Origin of the sequence: Pseudoalteromonas sp. APC 3355, from assembly GCF_030407615.1 — a bacterium.
Classification (GTDB): Bacteria; Pseudomonadota; Gammaproteobacteria; order Enterobacterales; family Alteromonadaceae; genus Pseudoalteromonas; species Pseudoalteromonas distincta.
Genome location: NZ_JASDDB010000001.1, coordinates 632562 through 654916, shown reverse-complemented (window position 1 = coordinate 654916; position 22355 = coordinate 632562). Strand labels below are relative to the sequence as shown.

At 39.4% G+C, this 22355-nt stretch carries 18 protein-coding genes and 2 pseudogenes; 11 read left to right on the top strand and 9 right to left on the bottom strand.

The window, feature by feature from the left end:
• Positions 1-3 precede the first annotated feature (3 nt).
• A complete protein-coding gene (locus tag QMA08_RS02850; protein WP_290173637.1) occupies positions 4-3039 on the top strand; it encodes a TonB-dependent receptor in 3036 nt (1011 codons plus the stop codon).
• Between the two features lie 73 nt (positions 3040-3112).
• Here the strand turns inward: QMA08_RS02850 and QMA08_RS02845 are convergent, their stop codons facing one another.
• From QMA08_RS02845 to QMA08_RS02815, 7 genes are all read right to left on the bottom strand, one after another.
• Positions 3113-3505: a biopolymer transporter ExbD gene (locus tag QMA08_RS02845; protein WP_039490063.1), complete on the bottom strand. Its 393-nt coding sequence runs from the start codon at positions 3503-3505 to the stop codon at positions 3113-3115.
• A 313-nt stretch (positions 3506-3818) separates the two neighbouring features.
• On the bottom strand, positions 3819-4262 hold the full coding sequence (locus tag QMA08_RS02840) for a PA2169 family four-helix-bundle protein (protein ID WP_002961486.1): 444 nt from the start codon (positions 4260-4262) through the stop codon (positions 3819-3821).
• A 177-nt stretch (positions 4263-4439) separates the two neighbouring features.
• The gene (locus tag QMA08_RS02835; RefSeq protein ID WP_002961484.1) at positions 4440-5378 is read right to left on the bottom strand and encodes a LysR family transcriptional regulator; all 939 of its coding nucleotides are present in this window, start codon (positions 5376-5378) and stop codon (positions 4440-4442) included.
• Positions 5379-5397: 19 nt separating this feature from the next.
• Complete coding sequence (gene aceK / locus QMA08_RS02830; protein WP_002961482.1) at positions 5398-7116, bottom strand: bifunctional isocitrate dehydrogenase kinase/phosphatase; 1719 nt, start codon at positions 7114-7116, stop codon at positions 5398-5400.
• A 103-nt stretch (positions 7117-7219) separates the two neighbouring features.
• On the bottom strand, positions 7220-7699 hold the full coding sequence (locus QMA08_RS02825; protein ID WP_002961480.1) for a DUF4124 domain-containing protein: 480 nt from the start codon (positions 7697-7699) through the stop codon (positions 7220-7222).
• A gap of 86 nt (positions 7700-7785) precedes the next feature.
• Positions 7786-9282, bottom strand: coding sequence for a DUF3413 domain-containing protein (locus tag QMA08_RS02820; protein WP_290173632.1), 1497 nt, complete (start codon positions 9280-9282; stop codon positions 7786-7788).
• Positions 9283-9287: 5 nt separating this feature from the next.
• On the bottom strand, positions 9288-9500 hold the full coding sequence (locus QMA08_RS02815) for a DUF1414 domain-containing protein (RefSeq protein WP_002961475.1): 213 nt from the start codon (positions 9498-9500) through the stop codon (positions 9288-9290).
• Positions 9501-9562: 62 nt separating this feature from the next.
• Between QMA08_RS02815 and yejK the strand changes: the two genes are divergently transcribed.
• A complete protein-coding gene (gene yejK / locus QMA08_RS02810; protein ID WP_002961473.1) occupies positions 9563-10579 on the top strand; it encodes a nucleoid-associated protein YejK in 1017 nt (338 codons plus the stop codon).
• A gap of 949 nt (positions 10580-11528) precedes the next feature.
• Here yejK and rne read toward each other — a convergent pair.
• A complete protein-coding gene (gene rne / locus QMA08_RS02805; protein ID WP_290173628.1) occupies positions 11529-14822 on the bottom strand; it encodes a ribonuclease E in 3294 nt (1097 codons plus the stop codon).
• 772 nt (positions 14823-15594) lie between these two features.
• On the opposite strand from rne, the gene rluC reads away from it, so the two are divergent.
• The 3 genes and pseudogenes from rluC to QMA08_RS02790 form a co-directional block, all read left to right on the top strand.
• Complete coding sequence (rluC, locus tag QMA08_RS02800) at positions 15595-16554, top strand: 23S rRNA pseudouridine(955/2504/2580) synthase RluC (protein WP_024596136.1); 960 nt, start codon at positions 15595-15597, stop codon at positions 16552-16554.
• Positions 16551-16964: pseudogene (locus QMA08_RS02795) on the top strand (HAD hydrolase-like protein); the annotation flags it as partial. The gene rluC and the pseudogene QMA08_RS02795, both read left to right, overlap by 4 nt.
• Before the next feature lie 316 nt (positions 16965-17280).
• A pseudogene (locus tag QMA08_RS02790) lies at positions 17281-17526 on the top strand (HAD-IA family hydrolase); the annotation flags it as partial.
• Positions 17527-17535: 9 nt separating this feature from the next.
• Here the strand turns inward: QMA08_RS02790 and QMA08_RS02785 are convergent.
• Positions 17536-18135: a Maf family protein gene (locus QMA08_RS02785; RefSeq protein ID WP_138488900.1), complete on the bottom strand. Its 600-nt coding sequence runs from the start codon at positions 18133-18135 to the stop codon at positions 17536-17538.
• A 131-nt stretch (positions 18136-18266) separates the two neighbouring features.
• Here QMA08_RS02785 and yceD point away from each other — a divergent pair, with 131 nt between their 5' ends.
• The 6 genes from yceD (at position 18267) to acpP (ending at position 22248) form a co-directional block, all read left to right on the top strand.
• Complete coding sequence (yceD, locus tag QMA08_RS02780) at positions 18267-18791, top strand: 23S rRNA accumulation protein YceD (RefSeq protein ID WP_007375269.1); 525 nt, start codon at positions 18267-18269, stop codon at positions 18789-18791.
• Between the two features lie 9 nt (positions 18792-18800).
• Positions 18801-18971 carry a 50S ribosomal protein L32 gene (gene rpmF / locus QMA08_RS02775; RefSeq protein ID WP_002962381.1) on the top strand — a complete coding sequence of 57 codons (171 nt, stop codon included), beginning with the start codon at positions 18801-18803 and terminating at the stop codon, positions 18969-18971.
• Between the two features lie 12 nt (positions 18972-18983).
• Complete coding sequence (plsX, locus tag QMA08_RS02770) at positions 18984-20024, top strand: phosphate acyltransferase PlsX (protein ID WP_290173624.1); 1041 nt, start codon at positions 18984-18986, stop codon at positions 20022-20024.
• 52 nt (positions 20025-20076) lie between these two features.
• Complete coding sequence (gene fabD, locus QMA08_RS02765) at positions 20077-21003, top strand: ACP S-malonyltransferase (RefSeq protein WP_039490050.1); 927 nt, start codon at positions 20077-20079, stop codon at positions 21001-21003.
• A gap of 11 nt (positions 21004-21014) precedes the next feature.
• Complete coding sequence (gene fabG / locus QMA08_RS02760) at positions 21015-21761, top strand: 3-oxoacyl-ACP reductase FabG (RefSeq protein WP_002962378.1); 747 nt, start codon at positions 21015-21017, stop codon at positions 21759-21761.
• 250 nt (positions 21762-22011) lie between these two features.
• On the top strand, positions 22012-22248 hold the full coding sequence (acpP, locus tag QMA08_RS02755; RefSeq protein ID WP_002962377.1) for an acyl carrier protein: 237 nt from the start codon (positions 22012-22014) through the stop codon (positions 22246-22248).
• The last annotated feature ends 107 nt before the right edge of the window (positions 22249-22355 follow it).

The following is a 22355-nucleotide window of genomic DNA, read 5'->3' as shown; positions in this document are numbered from 1 at the left end:
GTTATGCAAATCAAACTAATGTTAGGTAAAGTTGCATCAATAAAGATTGAACGTAAAAAAAACATTAAAAAAAAGAAACAAACCCATAGAGGATTTTTGTTTGTCAGCTGTTTATATAAGTTGCGCAGTAACCAAACGCATTTATTGAGTGGATTTAGTGTGCTTGCACCGGCTATTTTTAGTTTAAGTGTACAAGCAGCAACTCAAACCACTGGGCAAATGGTGCAATTTGATATAAAAGCGCAGCGAGCAGACAAAGCCTTAATTGAATATGCTAAACAAACAGAGCAAACCGTGGTGTTTTCTTATGAGTTGGCAAAGCAGTATGATGCAAATTCAGTTTATGGATTTTACACTCAGCTAGATGCTCTAGAGGCATTATTAGGTGGGACTGAGCTCGATGCGGTTGTTGATCAAAATGGTTTACTGAGTATAAAACTCAAACAAATCAACAGGAATGATAACAACATGATGAAGCTTTCAGCGGTCAGTGCAGCAGTATTACCAGCTTTACTTGCAGTAAATTCGCAAGGTGTAAACGCAGCAGAAGAAGTCGCTCAAGAAAAAATTGAAAAAATTGCTATTGTCGGTAGCCGTGTAGCAGGACGTTCAGTTGAAGATTTACCCGTTCCAGTAGATATCCTAAGTGCAGAAGCGCTTGAAAATACGGGCCAAACAGAAGTTGGTCGTATGCTACAGTCTATCGCCCCTTCATTTAACTTTTCAAGCTCTGCAATTAGTGATGGTACAGATGCTTTAAGACCTGCGACACTTCGCGGTTTGGGCCCTGATCAAACATTGGTGTTAATTAACGGCAAACGTCGTCACCAAGCAAGTATTATTCATATTAATGGCTCTGTTGGGCGTGGTACCGCAGGTACTGACATGAATGCAATTCCAGCCTCTGCAATTAAACGCATTGAAGTATTACGTGATGGCGCTGCTGCTCAGTATGGTTCTGATGCAATTGCAGGTGTTATTAATATTGTACTTAAAGATGGTAGCGAAGGTGGTAAAGCGGCTATTAACTACGGTCAATATTCTGAAGGCGATGGCGAAACCATTAACCTTGATTTTAATAAAGGCTTTGCGCTAGGTGATGACGGTTATTTAAATACAACTATTAATTACCGTGACCGTGCACCGACTAACCGTGCCGGTTTACATGGCTCTTGTCAGTTTTATGGTTGTACAGAACTAAGTGACGGCACTTTACTTGCTGGTGATCCGCGTGAGCTGACAGCCGATCGTGATACCTTTAGAATTGGTGATGCTGACTCTCAGCAGTTTGGTTTAACAATTAATACCGGTTACGAGTTAGGTGATGGCGAGCTTTACGGCTTTATTACTTACTCAACACGTGAAAATGAGTCGGCTGCATTTTTCCGTCATAATGCAAATGCAGGTGGTAACCCAGTACTACAAGATAACGATGCGACGATTCCGCTAGGTTTCTTACCAAAAATCAACACAACTATCGATGATATCTCGTACAACTTTGGTTATAAAACTGAATTTGATAACGATGCAAGCCTTGATTTATCTTACACCTATGGCGAGAACAGCATTGATTACACTACAAGTGACACTATCAATGCCTCATACGCTAACTTTTTACGTTATGACCAAGGTTTAAGTGCAGCTGATATTCGTACAACTATTCCACGTGAAGCGTACGCTTACGGCATGGAATTATCATTGCAAACAATCAATATTGATTTTACGCAAAACTTTGATGATTATTCGTTAGCGATGGGTGCTGAAATACGTACTGACGAATACCGTATTTTAGAAGGTAATGAATATGCGTACCGCGATTACGACACATTAAATGGTGTAAGTATTTACAGCGGTTTAAGTGGCGGTGTTGGCTCTGAAGATGCATCGGGTGGTTCACAAGGTTTTGGTGGTTCATCACCTGCGTCTTCAGTGGATGAGTCACGTGATGTAATTTCATTTTACGTAGATGCAGAATCTTATATAATTGAAGATGTGATTTTATCTGGTGCACTTCGCTACGATAACTACAAAGGTTTTGGCGATACAGTAAACTTTAAACTTGCTGGTAACTGGTCTATTACCGACGATATTTCATTACGTGGCGCATTAAGCTCAGGATTTAGAGCGCCTTCAATGCAGCAGCTTTACTTTAATAACGTAAGCACACAATTTGTTGTTGATACTAATGGGAATTTAGTTGCAGAAGAAGTTGGTACATTTAGAAATGATTCAACACTTGCGCAAAGTTTAGGTATTCCAAAACTTAAAGAAGAAAAATCACAAAACCGTAGTTTAGGTATTGTGTATAACGTTACCGATAATATTAATGTAACCGTTGATTACTACTCGATTGATATTGACGACCGTATTGTAATTAGTGATCGCTTAGGTAAAGGGTTATCTACAAGCCTTGATGCAGCACTAAATAGTGCTGGTGCTGGCGTAGGGCAGTTTTTCTTAAATGGTGCTGATACAGAAACTCGTGGTGTTGATTTTGTAGCAACGTGGAACACTGAAGGTTTAGGTGGCACGCTTGATTTTACACTTGCAGCTAACTTTACCAAAACAGATGTTGTATCGTTGTTCTCTCCTGCTGGCTCAAGCCTTGAGACAGTAAAAGTAGAAGATATATTCTCAGCTGAAGACATCTCTATTATAGAAGAGTGGCAACCAGAGGACCGTATTAACTTAAGTGCGCTTTATCAACGTGATGATTGGACTGTTAACCTGTCACTTAATCGTTTTGGTGAATACACAGTAGAAGATGGCGGTCGTCAAACGTATGGCGCAGAAATTTTAACTGACGTTAAAGTTAACTACTTCGTTACTGAAGATTTATCAGTAAATATTGGTGCAAATAACTTGTTCGATGTTTACCCAGATAAAAATGAAATAGGTAACTCTCGCTCAGGTACTATTGTGGATGCTAGTGGCAACACAGTAATAAGTAGCTCAGGTGTGTTTGACTACTCACGTCGTTCGGCTCCGTTTGGATTTAACGGTGCTTACTACTACGTAGGTGCAGAATACCGTTTTTAATTAATAACCTCCCTTTTGTTATTTAACTCAAAGGGCCGTAAGGCCCTTTTTTTGGTTTTAGCTTGGGCTGATTTTATTTAGAAATCAAACTTATTGGATAATCATCGTATTGCTTAATATTATTCATTACATTCATTAAAGTATTATGTGTACTGTTTTCGTCTGCGGTTATAAGTACCGAACTTATTTCATATTCAGCCGCGAACATAGCTAAATTAGTCGCAACTTGCTCTAAATCAATTAACCTCCCAGAAAAATATACTCCGTTACTTTCATCAATTTTAAATAAAGCATTTTTAACAGGCTTATCTATTTGAGGGCTGTCGAGTGGTCGGTTTAATTCAATAGCCACAGGTTTTACAAAAGATGTAGTTACAATAAAGAAAATTAGTAATATGAACACTATGTCTAACATCGGGGTCATATCTACATCAGCATTATTTTGTAGTTTGGTTAGTTTTTTCATATTGGACCTTATTTTTAATTAAATGCTGCGGCGCCACAGCAAGGTTTTAGGTACCTATTAACAAAATTAGCACAGCAAAAATAAAGCGTGGTTAAATAAATATTCTAATAACATTAAATATTTGTACTAATTATGTATTAAAATGTGGTGAAATAAGGCGGTGTTTATACCGTTCTGCTTATATATGGGGTCTATTTAGCATCGTTATAATGTAATGCAATTTGTTAAATTGCTTAAAAAACTATGTAGATTGGTATTAGAGGCAATAAAAAACCCAGCTCGAGGCTGGGTTCTAGTTATGCGCTATGTCAGCTTAATGCTTTTGCATACGGCTCATTTCTGCATGGCAGCTTTGCATTGTTAATAATGTTTTAGCCAGTGCAGCTTCGCAGTCAGCTGGTTGCGGTTTATCCATTGCTGCTTTAATTTCTTCAAGGGTTTTATCTTCTACCTCTTCGAGCTCTTTTACATACGTGCTGTCGTTGTGTGAGGTGAAAGTAGTCAATAGGGCTGTGTACGCACGTCGTGCTTCAACTGCGAAAGATGAGCCATCTTCGCGTTCGCCTTTTTCATTAATTGCATATGGCTGCAAGCGCTCAACACTCACTTTTCGGGCATCTATCATACGCTGAAAAAGTGCACCAATAGCAGGGTCTTCAACTTTTTCCTGTGCTTTTTGATAAAAATCGATGCCGCTGTTCATAACTTGAATGATGTCAGTAATATGATTTACTTCTGATCCTTGATGGGTGTTCATAATGACCTCTTTAATTAAATGAATGTATAGTTCAATTTAATAAAAGCAATGTATGTTCCACGTTTCAATAGTTATGTAGTCATTTGATTTTATTGGTTTAATTTTATTTTAGTAAGATGCTAAGTTAACAGGCAGAAAATTAACCTAGCAATTTTTACATTATATTGTGTAATAAAGTTATTTTAGCTCTTCAGCTACTTCAGCTACTTTTTGACGTAACCAAATGTGACTCGCATCGCGATGTAACAGTGGGCTCCAAATCATATCAAGCTCAAAAGGAGGGATTGGAAATGGTGGCTCTAAGATTTTAAGCCCCGGATCATCTAAATATATATTTGCGGCTTTTGAAGGAAGGGTCGCAATTAAATTTTTCTCTTTAGCTAAATGAATTGCCACATGGTAGTTACGCGTAAAAGTGGCAATATTACGATGCTTACCAAAGTGAGCAAGTGCTTCGTCAACCCAGCCAAGTTTTTGCACATCTTTAGGGTCCATGCCTACACCTACACCAAAACCTGTTTTGCTTACCCATATATGGCGCGCTTTTAAATAGCTGTCGAGGCTAAAGTTTTCAATTATAGGATTATCGGCTTTTACTAAGCAGCAAAAACTATCTTTCCAAATACGTTTATGATGAAAAGACTGCGGTAAGTTTTCAAAACGGTTGATTGCCATATCTACTTTACCGTTTTCTACATCATGAAAGGTGACATCACTTGGTGTGAGTATATCTAAAGTAGTATCGGGGGCTTCTTCGTGCAATTTACTTAAAAGCTTTGGTGCTAATGTACTTGCAGCGTAATCACTGGCCATTATTCTAAACACACGCTTACTTTGGCTTGCCTCAAATTCTCGATTAGGTGCTAGAGTTTCTTCAAGGGTCATTAATATGCCACGAATAACGGGTTGTAACTCCAAAGCACGCTCGGTAGGCACCATACCATCGCTGGTACGAACTAAAATAGGGTCGTTAAATAAGTTACGAAGACGTTTAAGGCCATTACTCATTGCAGGTTGCGTTATACTCAATTGATTAGCAGCGCGTGTTACGTTGCATTCTCGCAGCAATGTATCGAGGTAAACGAGTAAATTTAAATCTATTTTACTTATATTCATTGTGTGTGTCCTTTAGCGCTTACCAGTGGTGAATAAAGCGCTGTGCTGTCGGGTATGGGTAAATATGACTTACCTGACCATTTTTTATATTTTGTTGTGCCTGCTTCCAAAAGCTAACATCTATAAGCTCAGGATGAGTGCTGAGTAAAAACTTTTTATACATAGGGTTTGGCATTACAAATGTACAAAGTTGCTCAGGAAATACGTCCTGTGGTGCAACAGAGTAACTTTGTTCATCCATTAGATAGTCGTCATAGCTCTTTGCTTTTGGTAATGCTCTAAAGTTCATATCGGTTAGATATTGAACTTCATCGTAATCGTAAAAAATAATACGTTTGTGCTTACTTACACCAAAGTTTTTTAAGAGCATATCACCAGGGAATATATTAACAGCAATCATTTCTTTTAGGGCTTGCCCATATTCTTCAATCGCGTCGGCGACACTTTCTTCATCAGCATTTTCTAAAAACAAGTTAAGAGGTGTCATGCGCCGTTCAATATACAAATGCTTGATGATCAACCAATCGCCCTCAATTATCATTGATGAGCCAATTGTTTTATGTAATTGCGCAAGTAAATTACTATCAAAACGCGCTAAAGGAAATACGACGTTAGAATACTCTATGGTATCGGCCATTCTGCCAACGCGATCATGGTTTTTTACCAGTTGATAGCGTTTTAATACGGTATCACGGCCAAAGGGTTTACTCTCACCAAATTTGTCTTTTATTACTTTAAAAACATAGCCAAATGAGGGGAGGGTAAATACCATCATCACCATACCGGGAGTCCCCGGTGCAATTGTAAACTCATCACTAGAGTGAGATAAATGATTTAAAAACTCTCGGTAAAACTCAGTTTTACCCTGCTTATGAAAACCCACTGCGTTATAGAGCTCAGCAAGTGTTTTGTTTGGCATAAGTTGATTTAAAAACCGAACAAGTGCTGAAGGTGCATGAGTCTCTACCATAAAATAAGCGCGGGCAAAGCCAAAAATAACACGCATTTGAGATGACTTAGTTAAAAGTGCATCTAAATATAATCCGTTATCTTCATCGTGTAATACAGCGATTATAAAGGGCTGAACCCCACTTTTTGAAACAACACGACCAACAATATAGGCTGCTTTATTTCGATAAAAAGGCGTGTGTAAAATATCAAAGCGCATTTGCCAAGGTTGGTGATGTGTATCGGGGGCTTGTTTATAAAAAGCTTTAACAAGGAGGCGAATATCACGCTCTAAATTTACAAATGGGGCTTTAAAATCAAAATGACTAATAATGCGTTTTATTGTTGGTTTTAGGCCATCAACTACAGGAAAGTATGTTCTATATTCTGCTTCTACAGGCACTGAAGGAGCATCTTTTAAGGTTGCCTCTACAAATATAAAGTCATTATGAAAATAGCGCCTATGGTACAGCCGGCAAAATACAGAGTTATAAAAAGTTTCGGCGAGCTCTGCTTGGGGATGAAAACATAAAAAATGCTGATATATCTTTTTAACTTCAAGCCATAGGCTTTCATCGAGTTGTTCGGTTGGGGTTTCTTTTTTTAGCGCTTGCGTGGTTTCGTTAACACGATCATCATAATAGCTGATACGCAAACGGCTGATATCATTAATTGTTTGCCAATCTTTTTTTGCAAAGGCAAGAGGGGCTTTAGCTGTTGTTTTTTGAAATAACTGATAGTGCCTTTTAAAACCCGTTAAAATTAATTCAGCAATATGGCGAGGTTGCATTCGCACTCCTTAAAAGTCCCTAGAGTTTATACTCTATTGTGTTAAGGGTATGTTATTTTAAGTTTAAAACCAAGATAAATGTTACTTACTAACTAAGAGTAACTTATTGGAATTGAGCTATCTTTTTTTCGAGAATTTTAATTTGTTTAGTCACAGCCGATACGTTTTTCTTATATGTTTTATTAATTATTTTTAGTTTTTTAGTAATGTCTTTAGTAATACGCTTTTTATCATCAATGGCTAAGATATGATTTAACCGCTCTTGTTGTTTGTATTCAGCACGCTCTTTATTACGATCAAGTATTGTTAGTTTATGGTTATTACTGCGAAGCTCTGCCTGTAAGGCCGACAGAAGCCTTTCACGCTCAAGTTCGTTTAGTTGTTTAGTGTAGTCAACCTTAGGACCAGAATACTGATTACCCGTTGTGTTAACTTTATAAGTCGTTGCTTCGTCGTCACAGGGGAGTTGAGAAAAGACAGTGCCTTTTTCTGTTACACATTTGTAGTAAGTGGTATCGCTAAAGCTAAAAAAACTGATAAGTAAAAAGCTAGAATGGAGAATATAACGAGAAGTTTTAAACATACATGTCATCCTTGGTTTTTATATCTAACAACAATATAAAACTATAACCTAGCTTGGTGGTATATCAAGCTAGGTTAGGATAACTGTTATTGGGTAAAGGTTTTGAGCTTTTTAATACTCTGTACTAAAAATGGTATATCTAAACCTTGTTCAATAGAAAAACCTTCAGCGGCGGAAATGTTTTTAAAGTTACCATCTGAATCTATTAAGGTAATCCTATCTTTTTTATAGGCTATAACAACACCCTGAGAGTAGTTCACGCCCATATCGTCTTTTTTCTTGTATAGATTAACGCCTAGCATTGTTTGCTTGGCAATAGCTTTACAATTTAAATATTGCCCAACGCTTGTTGCAATTAAATCGCTAGGTTGAATTAACCCATCTACTTTAGAAATACGTTTGTCAGAGCTGTATAAAGTTGAGGTTGCTACTACTTCTTGCTTGTTATTGGCAAGACTAAAAGCAAAAACCTGTGTTTCATCATCTCGAACAGTAGGGGTATCACTCGCTTTAATTACTCGAATAGCACTAGAGCTATGTGCTTGATCATTAATAAAGCTTAGTTCTTCAATGCCAGTTACTTCAATGCTACGGCGCTGACTTTGCCAAACTGGGAGTGTCTGCTCGGTTAAAATTGCTGCTTTATAAAAAGCGGGTAAACCATACACTAAGCTAAATAACGTATCGTCATGATTTGTTGGCTGTAAAAACTGCTCTGTTTTGTGCATGTTTTTATTCTCGGCAACAAACTTTTCGAGTTGTTGTTGAGTTTCAAATACAAATATATCTACATTGGCTTGTGTGTAGTCCTCGCATTTTTCAAGCGGGCTTGGCATTTGATAACTAATATTTTGGTTATTAATTTTTACGTTGTGTGCTTGCTCGTAGCTTTCTATATCTAGCAGATCATTTTTAGCTAACAAGCTTTTAGCAGTAGTAGGGTATGAAAGTGGCAAAACATTATCTTGTTTTGTTACGTCAAAGTTTAAATTGGCGTCAGCCCAAATATGAATACTGTGGCTAAGCGAAAAACACACGATTAAAAAAGAAATTGCGTAACGTGCAAATTTATATTGCTTTAAACGCTCTAGGTGGTGCCATGTGTAATTACTAACAAGTAGCTGAAAGCCTAAAATAACAACAACAATACCACTGGCTAAAATGGTTGTTAAAGCAGGAGAGCTTGTTAAACGATGCCACAACAATGAAATGATTTCAGGTAAGGCAGATATACTTAGGTGATAGCCTAAATTAACATACACATAAGCATCAAGAGTAAGCAATGATGCGCCTACAGTGGCTATAACAGCGGCCATGCCACGAATGTGTCGTGGGTAGGGGAATACTAAACTAAGCGGAAATACCGTCAGCACAAACGCTAAAAAGGCTATAAAACTAGTGTGGCTTAGCCAAGTAACTAGCATATAAGTAATGCCTAAAAAGCTTGTAGGTGGCGAGTCTGCAAATAAATAGCTTAAGCTAATAAGTAGGGCTAAGCCGATATTGGCAAAGGTAAACCAATGGCCCCAACTTAGCAGCTGACTCGCTTTTGATGAAAATTGATTGTGCTGCGATAAATTCATAAATTTTACTTAACCGACTGCGCGAGCGCTTTTGCAAAGTTCTCGGTTACAGCTTGTCTTTTCCCTGTTGGTACATGCTCTTTTAAGATATGCGTGATAGAATTTCCTAAACACATAAGACTTAAATCAACCGGCGCATTGTGTTTAGTTAGCACATCAATAAGCTGATCGACGATTTGTTCTACTTCTTCATTAGAGTATTTTGATAAGATTGGCATTAGTTGGTTCAATAAAATAGTTATATTCTCGTATTTTAACACTAGAGGCGTGAAAAACAAAGATGACAACAGACGTTAAAAAATTAGTCGTTCACTATGTAGACAAAAAAGACGACGATACGCAAATTCACCTTCGAAATGATGAGATGGTAATTAACGATAAAGTAGCCGTTTTTATCGAACAATTACATCATGCATACAATGGTAAACCTGGTAAAGGTTATTGTGCTTTCAGTGGTGACAAAAACAGTGTTGTAGCATCTGCAATGCAAAGTTACCGTAATGATGAGTTAGGCTTTTGGCATATGACCGAGCAAGCCTCGACGGTTTTAAAAGAAGAGCTTGATAAGTATGCATTTAGTGAAACAGGCTATTTAGTATTTTGTCATTACCAGTACGTTGCAACTGATTACATGCTAATTGCGATGATTAACATCAAAGAGCATTATTCTATGACCTCAGAGCTTGATTTAGCCGCTTCTCGTCATTTAGACATATCACGCATGCAACTTGCTGCTCGTATCGATTTAACAGCGTGGGATACACAAGCTGACGACAACCGTTATATTTCATTTATCAAAGGGCGAGCTGGACGTAAAGTTGCCGACTTTTTCTTAGACTTTTTAGGTTGTGAAGAGGGTATTGATTCAAAACAGCAAAGCCAAGTAATGCTTAGCGCAGTAGAGGATTATTTATCTGAGCAACAATTTGATAAATCAGAAAAAGACGATTTACGTAAACAAGTTTTTGACTACTGTAATGACTGTGTGACAACTGGTGAAGATGCCAGCGTAAGCGAGCTATCTGCAACGCTTACAAAAGGCGATGACAGCCCGTTTGATAGTTTTTGTAAAGAGCAAAGTTACGATCTAGAAGAAACTTTCCCTGTTGATAAAAAAACCGTAACCAGCATGGTTAAGTTCTCAGGTCTTGGAGGTGGTGTGAGTGTAAGCTTTGAACGTAAGCACTTAGGTGAGCGCGTAACTTACAACGAGGCAACTGACACGCTTGTAATTAAAGGTATTCCGCCAAACTTAAAAGATCAGTTACAACGTTTTATGGAAAGTGAAAGCGAGTAAATTTCACAAGTTAAAAGGCTGATTTAAGAGCGCGGTATTTATATCGCGCTTTTTTATACCGGTATCTAAATTCGTTGCATCGGAAAAAACCTTAAAGATTTATTTCACATAGAGAAGTGAAAGAGGAGTAAATGAGAAACACAAGCGATGGTTTACTAGCGGGGCTTTTTAAAGTTAGCAAGACTTAGACTTATTACTACCTCTAAAAGCGCAGCGTCTCTTTACCTCTTTGTGAAAAAATTACTTTTTACGGGCTTTGTGCTCGTCACGTCAACAAGTTGTGCGTCTACAGGTTAATCTTATTCGGTTTTAAATTTCGGCTGAAGTCGTGAAGCTTGCTTACGCGAGAAGCAACGCTTCTGTTTATTTAATTTCTTTGCTAATAAAACCACTTAAAGATTTATTTCAAATAGAGAAGTGAAAGAGGAGTAAATGAGAAAACACAAGCGATGGTTTACTAGCTGGGCTTTTTAAAGTTAGCAAGACTTAGCTTTTTTACTACCTCTAAAAGCGAAGCGTCTCTTAACCTCTTTGTGATAAAATTACTTTTTACGGGCTTTGTGCTCGTCACGCCAACAAGTTGTGCGTCTACAGGTTAATCTTATTCGGTTTTAAATTTCGGCTGTAGTAGTGAAGCTTGCTTACGCGAGAAGCAACGCTTCTGTTTATTTAATTTCTTTGCTAACAAAACCACTAAAAGATCTATTTCACATAGAGAAGTGAAAGAGGAGTAAATGAGAAAACACAAGCGATGGTTTACTAGCGGGGCTTATTTAAGTTAGCAAGACTTAGCTTTTTTACTACCTCTAAAAGCGCAGCGCCTCTTAACCTCTTTGTGAATAAATCGCTTATTGTGGGCGTGAAGAAACTTTAATAATTATTCAAATCATATAAACAAAAAAGCCCCGCTATTTATTAAATAGCGGGGCTTTTAAATGAATGTTAGTTATTAATCAACACTCATTGTTTTAGTCATTGCAGAGCTTGCACGACCAGCAGGTTTGATTGAACCTGCACGTAAACCACTGTCTGGAACTAGTTCACGTTTATCGTGAGCCATTGCTACAGACGTATGTTTCACTTCGCTATCAGCTACAGGAGTAGGTTGTGCCATTGGCGCACTTGCTGACCCTTGAGTAATCGCTGTTTTAACATGCGGTGCTGATTTTTCAATTTTCACTTTTGCTTCAACTTCAGCAGGCTTTTCAGTGGCTACTGGTGTTTCAACTTTAGCAGGCTCTTCAGTTGCTGCTGGTGTTTCAACTTTAGCAGGCTCTTCAGTGGCTACTGGCGTTTCAGCTTTAGCAGGCTCTTCAGTTGCTACTGGTGTTTCTACTTTAGCAGGCTCTTCAGTTGCTACTGGCGTTTCAACTTTAGCAGGCTCTTCAGTGGCTACTGGTGTTTCAACTTTAGCAGGCTCTTCAGTGGCTACTGGTGTTTCAACTTTAGCTGGTTCTTCAGTTACTACTGGCGTTTTAACTTTAGCAGGCTCTTCAGTTGCTACTGGTGTTTCAACTTTAGCAGGCTCTTCAGTTGCTACTGGCGTTTCAGCTTTAGCAGGCTCTTCAGTTGCTACTGGCGCTTCAACTTTAGTAGGTTCTTCAGTGGCTACTGGCGTTTCAACTTTAGCCGGTTCTTTAGCTTTTACTGGCTCTTCTACAGCTTCAACTTTTGCTAAGTCTTCAACCGCAACGGCTTGTTCAACTTGTTGCGAGGCATCTACCGGTGTTTCTTCTGATTTAGCTTTAAGTTCTGCTTCGTATTCTGCAGCAGCTTGATCAGCAACTGGAATAAATGCAGGGGCTTCATCAGATTTAACTTCTGCTTCACCTTCAGGGCGACGACGACGTTGACCAGATGCACGAAGATGACGAGGAGAACGACGTGAACGTGTACGTGTTTGCTCTTGTTCGTCTTCAGTAGTTGCTGTTTCATCGTTAGAATCAACAACATCAACTTTTTCTTCTTTAATATGAGCTGTTTTTTCTGCCGGAGTTTGCTTTTGCTTTTCTACAGCAGGAGCTTGCTCTTGAACTTGTGAAGTTTCAGTTACAGCCGTTTGCTCAGGTGCTTGCTCTGTTGAGTTAGCTTGCTCAGCTTTTTCATCTTGCAGACGTACTTTTTTACGTATGTTACGACGTTGACGGCGAACTTTAGGCTTTTGCTCTTTAGGCTCTGCAGCTTGTGCTGGCTTAGAATCAGTTTCTACTTCCGCCTTTGCAGGGGCTTCAGTTTTAACTTGATCTTTTTCTTGGTTTTTATGCTCTGGGCGCTTACGAGAGTTAGGATTACGACGGCGCTTGTTGCGGTTCTCGCTTCTCTCTTGAGTCTCGGTGCTTGCTGCTGAGTCAGTTTTAGCTTCCTCTTCAGCGGCTGGACGCTCATTGCGCGGCTTGTTAGTGCGTGGGTTATTATTACGACGGCGTTGATTGTTATTACGACGACGATTATCGTTACCACGACGTGCATTATTGCGCGTTTCTTGCTGCTCTTTTTCTACAGCTTCTTTTTTCTCTTCTTCAGATTCACTTGCAAATAACGACTTAAACCAATTACCAATAGCAGCTAGTAAGCCACCTTCAGTTTTAGTTTGTGCTACCGCAGCAGGCTCTACGGCTTTAGCTGGCGCTGCTTGTGGAGCAGGAGTAGAAGGCATTACCACGCCTTTTAGCATCGGCTCTTCACGGACTGGCGTACTTGGAGATTTTGACATCTCGAATACTTCAGGCTCCGGTGCAACAACTTGTCCGTAACTTACAGTTTCAAGTGTTTCGTCTTTACGTAAGCGCATAACTTCATAATGTGGTGTTTCCATATGTTGATTTGGAATAATCACTACGTCACATTTATGATGTTTTTCAATGCGGTGAACACTACGACGTTGCTCATTTAATAAATAAGCAGCAACAGCAACAGGCACTTGTGCATTTACTTGTGCTGTATTGTCTTTAATTGCTTCTTCTTCAATTAAGCGAAGAATTGAAAGTGCTATTGATTCGTTTGAACGAATAGTACCTTGGCCACTACAACGTGGACATGGGCCTTGGCTTGCTTCACCTAATGAAGGACGCAAACGCTGGCGCGACATTTCAAGTAAACCAAAGCGTGAGATTTTACCAATTTGAACGCGAGCACGGTCTGGGCGCGCTGCATCTTTTAAACGATTCTCTACTTCACGTTGATGGCGTGGAGGAGTCATATCAATAAAGTCGATTACAATTAAACCACCTAGGTCACGAAGACGTAATTGACGTGCAATTTCATCGGCCGCTTCTAAGTTTGTATTAAGTGCTGTCTCTTCAATATCGCCGCCTTTAGTTGCCTTAGACGAGTTGATATCAATAGATGTCAGTGCTTCAGTAGGGTCAATTACAATTGAACCACCAGAAGGAAGACGTACTTCACGCTGGAATGCAGACTCAATTTGGCTTTCAATTTGGTAATGTGTAAATAAAGGCGTGTCACCTTGATAAAGCTTAACACGGCTCATAAAGTCAGGACGAAAACGCTCAATGTGCGCTTTAGCTTCTTCAAAAACACGTGGTTTATCAATCAAAATTTCGCCAATGTCACGACGTAAATAGTCGCGTATTGCGCGGAAAATCACGTTGCTTTCTTGGTGAATCAAAAACGGTGCTTTAGCACTGTCGGCTGCTTGTTTAATTGCATCCCAATGTACTAATAGTGCTTTTAAATCGTAGTTAAGTTCTTCAAATGACTTACCAACACCCGCTGTACGAACTATTAAGCCCATACCTTTAGGTAGTTCTAAACGACCTAATGCTTCTTTAAGTTCAGTTCGCTCATCACCTTCAATACGACGAGAAATACCGCCAGCACGAGGGTTATTAGGCATAAGAACTAAATAGCTACCAGCAACACTGATAAATGTAGTTAACGCTGCGCCTTTTTGGCCGCGTTCTTCTTTATCAACTTGTACTATTACTTCTTGACCTTCTTTTATTACGTCGCGAATGTTAGGGCGACCATGAAAAGTGTAACCTGCAGGGAAGTAAGTACGTGCAATTTCTTTTAAAGGAAGGAAACCATGGCGGTCAGCACCATAATCAACAAATGCTGCTTCAAGAGATGGTTCAATGCGAGTGATTTTGCCTTTATAAATATTGGCTTTTTTCTGTTCGTGACCTGGGCTTTCGATATCTAAATCATAAAGGCGCTGGCCATCAACCAGTGCTACGCGCATTTCTTCTTGCTGCGTTGCATTGATTAGCATACGTTTCATATTGTTACTCTACTTATTTATGTCGCTGACATGACGATGTTTTTCTCGCCTGTTCAGTTGTCCCTGTTTTTAGAATGTGCAGCCTCACGACTGGGTCTTTAACGGAACGGCTCTGTATCTCGTATGCAGTATTTTAAATGCTGGCAAACAATAGCGATTATTACCGCTATTAAATTCTTAATGGTGCTAAAACTGTCGGCTTTTCAGCTACGTTTACAAGTTTTACCCAGAAGTCGGCCTGTCATATTAATCTTACTAAATATCATTCATATTAGGCGCGTAGGGCTCATTAAGTTGGTGAGCAATACATACTGATGTATCGCTAATATCCGTTTTAAGAGCAAAAATCGCTGCCGATGTTAATGAACGCTTATTTATTAGATTTTTTTAATTCTAAATAAGCTGCTGTACGGTACTACAATAATTGAGCTAGTGCTGAACGACGTTTTTTACGTCGTCACTATCAGACAAATTATCTGTTCATTGCTTTCTCTAGCACATTAAAAATCGCTTCATGTTCAAACTTAACCAGCAATATATTACGCGCATTGCCGTTAATTGATCGCACGTGTTAACTGAGGAGGCATAAAAGCTTTGGAAAACTTAACTCGGATCTGTATGATCGGCTACCCAGAATGTGCATCACGAATGTTTTAATGTGTTAAAAAGCACCGTTGTTATTTGCAAATACTAAATATTTGCGCTGCTGATTATCCCACTATTATTACAGTGTTAGCAACTAAATTATTTTACTTAAATTAGTGATTAGGCAATGTCAGAAAAAAACGACTTACAAGTAACTTATGTCACGATCAATGAAGACCATTTAGGTCAGCGTATTGATAACTTTCTTATTACCCATTTAAAAGGGGTGCCTAAAAGCGCTATTTATAAACTTTTGCGCAAAGGTGAGGTACGCGTTAATAAAAAGCGTATTAAGCCTGTATATAAACTACAGCTTGACGATGTGCTTCGTATTGCACCTATCAGAGTTGCTGAGCGTGAAGAGTTTGTACCATCAAAGTTAGACAAAGTAACTCGCCTAGAAAACGATATTTTATTTGAAGATAAATACCTTATCGTCATAAATAAACCTTCAGGTATGGCTGTTCATGGTGGCAGTGGTTTAAGTTATGGTTTAATTGAAGCGCTGCGCGCGCTTCGCCCAGAAGAGCGCAATCTTGAGCTAGTTCACAGGCTCGACCGCGATACATCGGGCTGTTTACTTATTGCAAAGCGCCGTTCGGTGTTAACAGCATTGCATGAACAGCTTCGTGAAAAAACCATGGAAAAAAATTACTGGGCACTTGTAGAAGGGCAGTGGGACTCTAAAACTAAAAACGTTACCGAAGGGCTGCGTAAAAATACACTTAAATCGGGTGAACGCGTAGTACGTGTAGATAACACTGAGGGCAAGCCTTCGCATACGCGTTTTAAAGTACTTGAACGTTTTAACGATTGCTCACTTGTACAAGCATCGCCTGTTACAGGCCGTACGCACCAAATTCGTGTACATACGCAATGTAAAGGTCATCCTATCGCGTGCGATGATAAATACGGTGACCAGGGGTTTGATGAATCTATGCGTAAAGTTGGGTTAAACCGATTATTTTTACATGCACACGATTTAAGTTTTTATCATCCTAAAAACGAAACAACGATGCGTATTGAAGCGCCCCTTGATAAAACGCTTAAAAATACATTACTAAAATTACGAGACGCAAAACAGTGATTGCAGTGACGCCAAGTAAAAAATATAAGCTCGTCATTTTTGATTGGGATGGCACCGTTATGGATTCAGTGACTAAAATAGTTAACTGTATTCGTAGTAGTGCTGAGTCACTTAATTTAGTGGCGCCAAGTGATTTAGCAATTAAAAATATCATTGGTATGTCGCTTGAAAAAGCAATTGATGTTTTATTTCCCGATAATGCCGCGCAGCATCAAGCGCTAATTAAGGGGTATAAACACCAATATAGTGTTGATACCACGCCAACTCCTGTATTTGATAATGCTGTTAGCGTTTTAGGTGCCTTAAAAGAGCAGGGCATTGTTTTAGCGGTTGCAACAGGTAAAGGTCGAGATGGATTAGAACGTTTGCTTGATCAAAGCCAACTTAGACATTTTTTTAGTGCAACACGTATTAGGGCCTGTTGACCTTTCAGGATTAAAATTTGCTCAATCTAGGGGCGATTTAATCGCGGCGTGAGGTTTGTAACCTAGTGGGCTAAGTAAAAACCGAGCAAAGCTTCCGCGTCCTGCTCACGCCCCTTACCTACATCCATGTAGGCAACAAAGAGTAAATCGCCCCTAGGCAGAACCCTTCGGGCAGCGCATGTTTGGCATTTATGCTGCGTTATCGCCTATTTATGGGGAATAACCACACTACATAGGCTCTGCCTTGCCTAAATACCAAACAGTCTGCTGCAAATTTAACCTCGAAAGATAAACAGGCCCTAGCGACGACGCACTGTCTAAGCCGTCTGCGGATATGCTGTATCAATTACTTAAAGAACTTGGAATAAGTGCTCAAGACGCTGTAATGATTGGTGATACCCAAATAGACATGACAATGGCAAAAGCTGCAGGCATGGATAGAATTGGCGTAACAATGGGTGTACATAACGCACAGCAGCTGAACAAGCTTAGCCCTGTTGCAACGGTAGATAATTATCTGCAATTGCAACAGGTTTTGCTTGGCTAATTTATTTAATTAGAATTTGCTTTGAGCGGTAAGCACATCAATACCAAACTCAGCCAGTAATTGGCTGAGTTTAATTAATGGTAATCCAATTAAGCTATTAGGATCGTCTCCGCTTAGTTTTTCAAATAAACAGATACCCAATCCTTCACTTTTAAAGCTGCCAGCACAGTTATAAGGCTGCTCTGCGTCGCAATAAGCACTAATTTGTGCATCACTTAGGGTTTTAAACGTCACATTAAAAGGTTCTACGCAGGTTTTTTTTGTTCCAGTTACAATATCGTAAACACAAAGCCCAGTTAAAAATGTTACAGTATTACCGCTAAATAAATTTAGTTGTTTTAGAGCATTTTGTTTATTGTGCGGTTTACCTAAAATTTGATTGTTAAACACAGCGACTTGGTCTGATCCAATTGCTAACCCTTTTTTAAAGTGTTTATTAGCTGCTGAGGCTTTTAACTCACTTAAACGCTTAACCAGTTCAGTAGGTGTTTCGCATTCAAGTGCTGATTCGTCAACGTCGGGTGAAAACGTATCAAAGGGTAAATTAAATTTTTGTAATAAAGACTGCCTAAAAGGCGAGCTTGACGCTAAAATGAGTGGAAGCTTCATGGACTGTTTTCCTACGATAATTCAGATTGAGTTAGGATAAATCAGATCCGAGAGTAAAACACGTTAAAAACCAAGTAAAAATGGTTTTTTACTTTGACTAACAAACTAACTATCTATATGATGCAGCCCCTATGCAAAAGGTGAAAATTCCCATCACTCTTCATCCAGGCAAAGCAGCGCAGCACCGTTTAAAGTATGACGGAATTGTACCGCTTGAAAAACTTACTCGTTTAGAGAAAGTTGTGCAGGAAGAAGTAGGTGAAATAGCGGTAAAAATACATTGCAAAAACGATGATCAAGGTTTCGCTGTGATTAGAGGCAATTTGTCCACACATGTTACTGTCATTTGTCAACGTTGTAATGGTGATTTAGGGTTGGATTTGGTTCAAGACTTTGCATATTCACCAGTAGGTGAAGATACAGAGTTAGATATTTTTCCTGAAGACTACGACGAAGTAGCACTTGATGAAAATGGTGAAGTTAACGTTTTTGATTTAATTGAAGACGAACTAATTTTAGCAATTCCATTAGTGGCTACCCACAACGAAGCTTCATGCAGTTATTCAGCAAAGCCTGCCAGCTTTGGTGTATTAAAGGCGGAAGATGATAAACCTAATCCATTTGATATTTTGAAACAACTTAAGAAAGATTCTTAGGAGAAGACTATGGCTGTACAAAAAAGCAAAAAGTCTCGTGCAAGACGCGGCATGCGCCGTTCACACGATGCGATCAGTGGTCCAACTTTAACTGTAGATCAAACATCTGGTGAGACTCATCGTCGTCACCATGTGACTGCAGATGGTTACTACAAAGGCGTTCAAGTAATTTCTAAATAAGAGATTACTTATATGCTGAAAGATCTAACCATAGCGTTAGATATGATGGGGGGCGATTACGGCCCCCGTTCATCTATTCCTGCTGCCGTTCATGCGGTAAACGCTCATGCCAATTTAAGTCTCATTTTATGTGGCAATGAAGACGTTATATCTAAAGAACTCGAATCCCTCGATTCTTTATCTCATCCAAGACTCATAATTCGTCACTGTAGTGAAATAGTCACTAACGCCTGCGAACCTGCAATTGCTGTACGTTCAAAAAAAGATTCATCTATGCGTGTTGCCCTTGATTTAGTTAAGTCGGGCGAAGCTCAAGCGTGTGTTAGCTCAGGTAATACCGGCGCTTTATTTTTTATGGCTCACTACGTATTAAAAATGCTGCCAGGTGTTAAACGTGCCGCACTCATTTCATCTGTTCCAACAGAAAGCCAAAACCCAGTATATTTACTCGACTTAGGTGCTAATGTGCATTGCGATGCGCAAATGCTCTATCAGTTTGGCATTATGGGCTCTGTAGTTGCTGGTCAAGCACTTGGCTGCGATAACCCTCGCGTTAGCTTATTAAATATTGGCGCTGAGGACATTAAAGGCCACGACGACATTAAACAGGCTGCACAATTAATGCAGCAAAGCCCACATATTAATTACATTGGTTACAGCGAAGGAAGTGATATTTTTTCTGGCATGGCAGATGTTATTGTATGCGAAGGGTTTGTGGGTAACGTGGCGCTTAAAACATGCGAAGGCATTGCCAAGCTTATTATGAATAAGTTTACAGCTGCGCTCGAAAAGCACCTTTTGTATAAATGTATGGCGTTTATATTGCGTCCAATAATAAAAAAACTCTATAAAAGGGTGAACCCCGACCAGTATAACGGTGCTTCTCTGGTAGGATTGCGCGGTATTGTCGTTAAAAGTCATGGAAATGCGTCAGCTAAAGCATTTCAAGCAGCAATTGATGAAGCGGTAAAAGAGGTTGAACGTCAACTTCCTGATAAAATAGCCGCTATTTTCGAAAAGACACATTCTAAAGACACGGCGGTTAATCAATAATTGATGTGCCGTGTATTTCATTATTTATTTGTTTAATTAAAAAGAGCAAAGTATGGCACAAAAAATTGCACTTCTATTCCCAGGTCAAGGCTCGCAAAGCGTTGGTATGTTACAAGAGCTACTAGAGAGTTCTGACATTGTTAAAGCAACATTTGCAGAAGCATCAGATGCACTGGGTTACGACTTAGCAGAGCTAGTTCTTAATGGCCCAGAAGAAAAATTAAATCAAACTCATCGTACACAACCTGCATTATTAACTGCAAGTGTTGCTATTTACCGTGATTGGCTTGCAGCAAACCCAGATGCAGACGTTGTTATGGCCGGTCACAGCTTAGGTGAATATTCAGCACTAGTATGTAGCGACGTACTAAGCTTGAGCGAAGCTGTTAAGCTTGTTGAAAACCGTGGTTTATACATGCAAGAAGCTGTACCTGCAGGCGTAGGTTCAATGGCTGCGATTATTGGCTTAGGCGATGAAGAAATAAAAGCGGCATGTGCTGCCTCAGCGCAAGGTGAGGTTGTATCTCCAGTTAACTACAATTCTCCTGGTCAAGTTGTTATTGCAGGGCATAAAGCGGCAGTAGATAGAGCATCACAAGCATGTAAAGATGCTGGTGCTAAACGCGCATTACCACTTTCGGTTAGCGTACCTTCACATTGTGAACTAATGAAGCCAGCAGCTGATAAGCTAGCGGTAGACTTAGCCGCTTTAACATTTAATACACCTAAGTGTGATGTAATTAATAATGTTGATGTAAAAGCTGAATCGACCGCTGATGCAATTAAAGATGCACTAGTACGTCAACTATACAGCCCAGTTCGCTGGACAGAAACAGTACAAGCCTTGGTTGCACAAGATGTAACGCAAAGCTACGAATTTGGTCCTGGTAAAGTATTAACAGGGCTTGCGAAACGAATTGATAAAGCAATGGTTTGTGGCTCAGTAAACGATGCCGCTTCAATCGCTGCAGCTAAATAAGAGTATATAAAATGTCTAATTTATTTTCTTTAGAGGGCAAAATTGTCCTAATTACTGGCGCTAGCCGTGGTATTGGTAAAGCAATTGCAACAACATTAGTTGCGCAAGGTGCAAAAGTTGCAGGTACTGCTACAAGCGAGTCAGGCGCTGCTAAAATCAGCGAGTACTTAGGTGACAATGGTAAAGGTTATGCATTAAACGTAACGGATCCTGCATCTATTGAAGCGACACTTGCCGCAATAAAAGCTGATTTTGGCGATATTGACGTACTTGTTAATAACGCAGGTATCACACGTGACAACCTATTAATGCGTATGAAAGAGACTGAGTGGGACGATATAATCGACACTAACTTAAGCTCGATTTTCCGTTTATCTAAAGCAGTACTTCGTCCAATGATGAAGAAAAAGAAAGGTCGTATTATCAATATTGGCTCAGTAGTGGGCACTATGGGTAATGCAGGGCAAGCTAACTATGCAGCGGCTAAAGCAGGCGTAATTGGTTTTTCTAAGTCACTTGCACGCGAAGTGGCATCACGTGGTATTACAGTAAACGTAGTAGCACCTGGTTTTATTCAAACTGATATGACTGATGATTTAACTGACGAGCAAAAAGCAGCAACACTTGCAAATGTTCCAGCAGGGCGTTTAGGCCAACCAGACGAAATTGCAGCTGCGGTATGTTATTTAGCATCTGACGCGGCTGCGTACGTATCAGGTGAAACTTTGCATGTAAATGGCGCGATGTACATGGTTTAATAACCATTGTACCCACATTGTTACCTAATAAAGTTAAGTAAGTTACCTCAAAAACATTGAATTATTTGTGAACTTGCTTTAAACATACTTGAAATCGCTGCGAAAATAAGCGATAAAAGACAAAACACACACTCAGAGGTTTGACCAGACAATTATTTATGGTCAAATCATTGAATCAGAGAATTATGCCGCGTAAACTACGCGGCAATCTGAAAATAACGCATCGGCGTTTTTAATAAAGGAAAGAAGAATGAGCGATATCCAAGAACGCGTAAAGAAAATTATCATTGAACAACTAGGTGTTAAAGAAGAAGAAGTTAAAAATGAATCTTCTTTCGTAGATGACCTAGGTGCAGATTCTCTTGATACTGTTGAACTAGTAATGGCTCTTGAAGAAGAGTTTGATACTGAGATCCCAGATGAAGAAGCTGAGAAGATCACTACAGTACAAACTGCTATCGATTACGTAACAGCACACGCTGAGTAATTAATCGCACGTTAAAGGCAGCATCCGCTGCCTTTAATTTTTTATATCCAAACCACCTCAAAGTTCGTGATTCAAAACTTAAGCCTCAATGCTCAATTTTAGCTAAA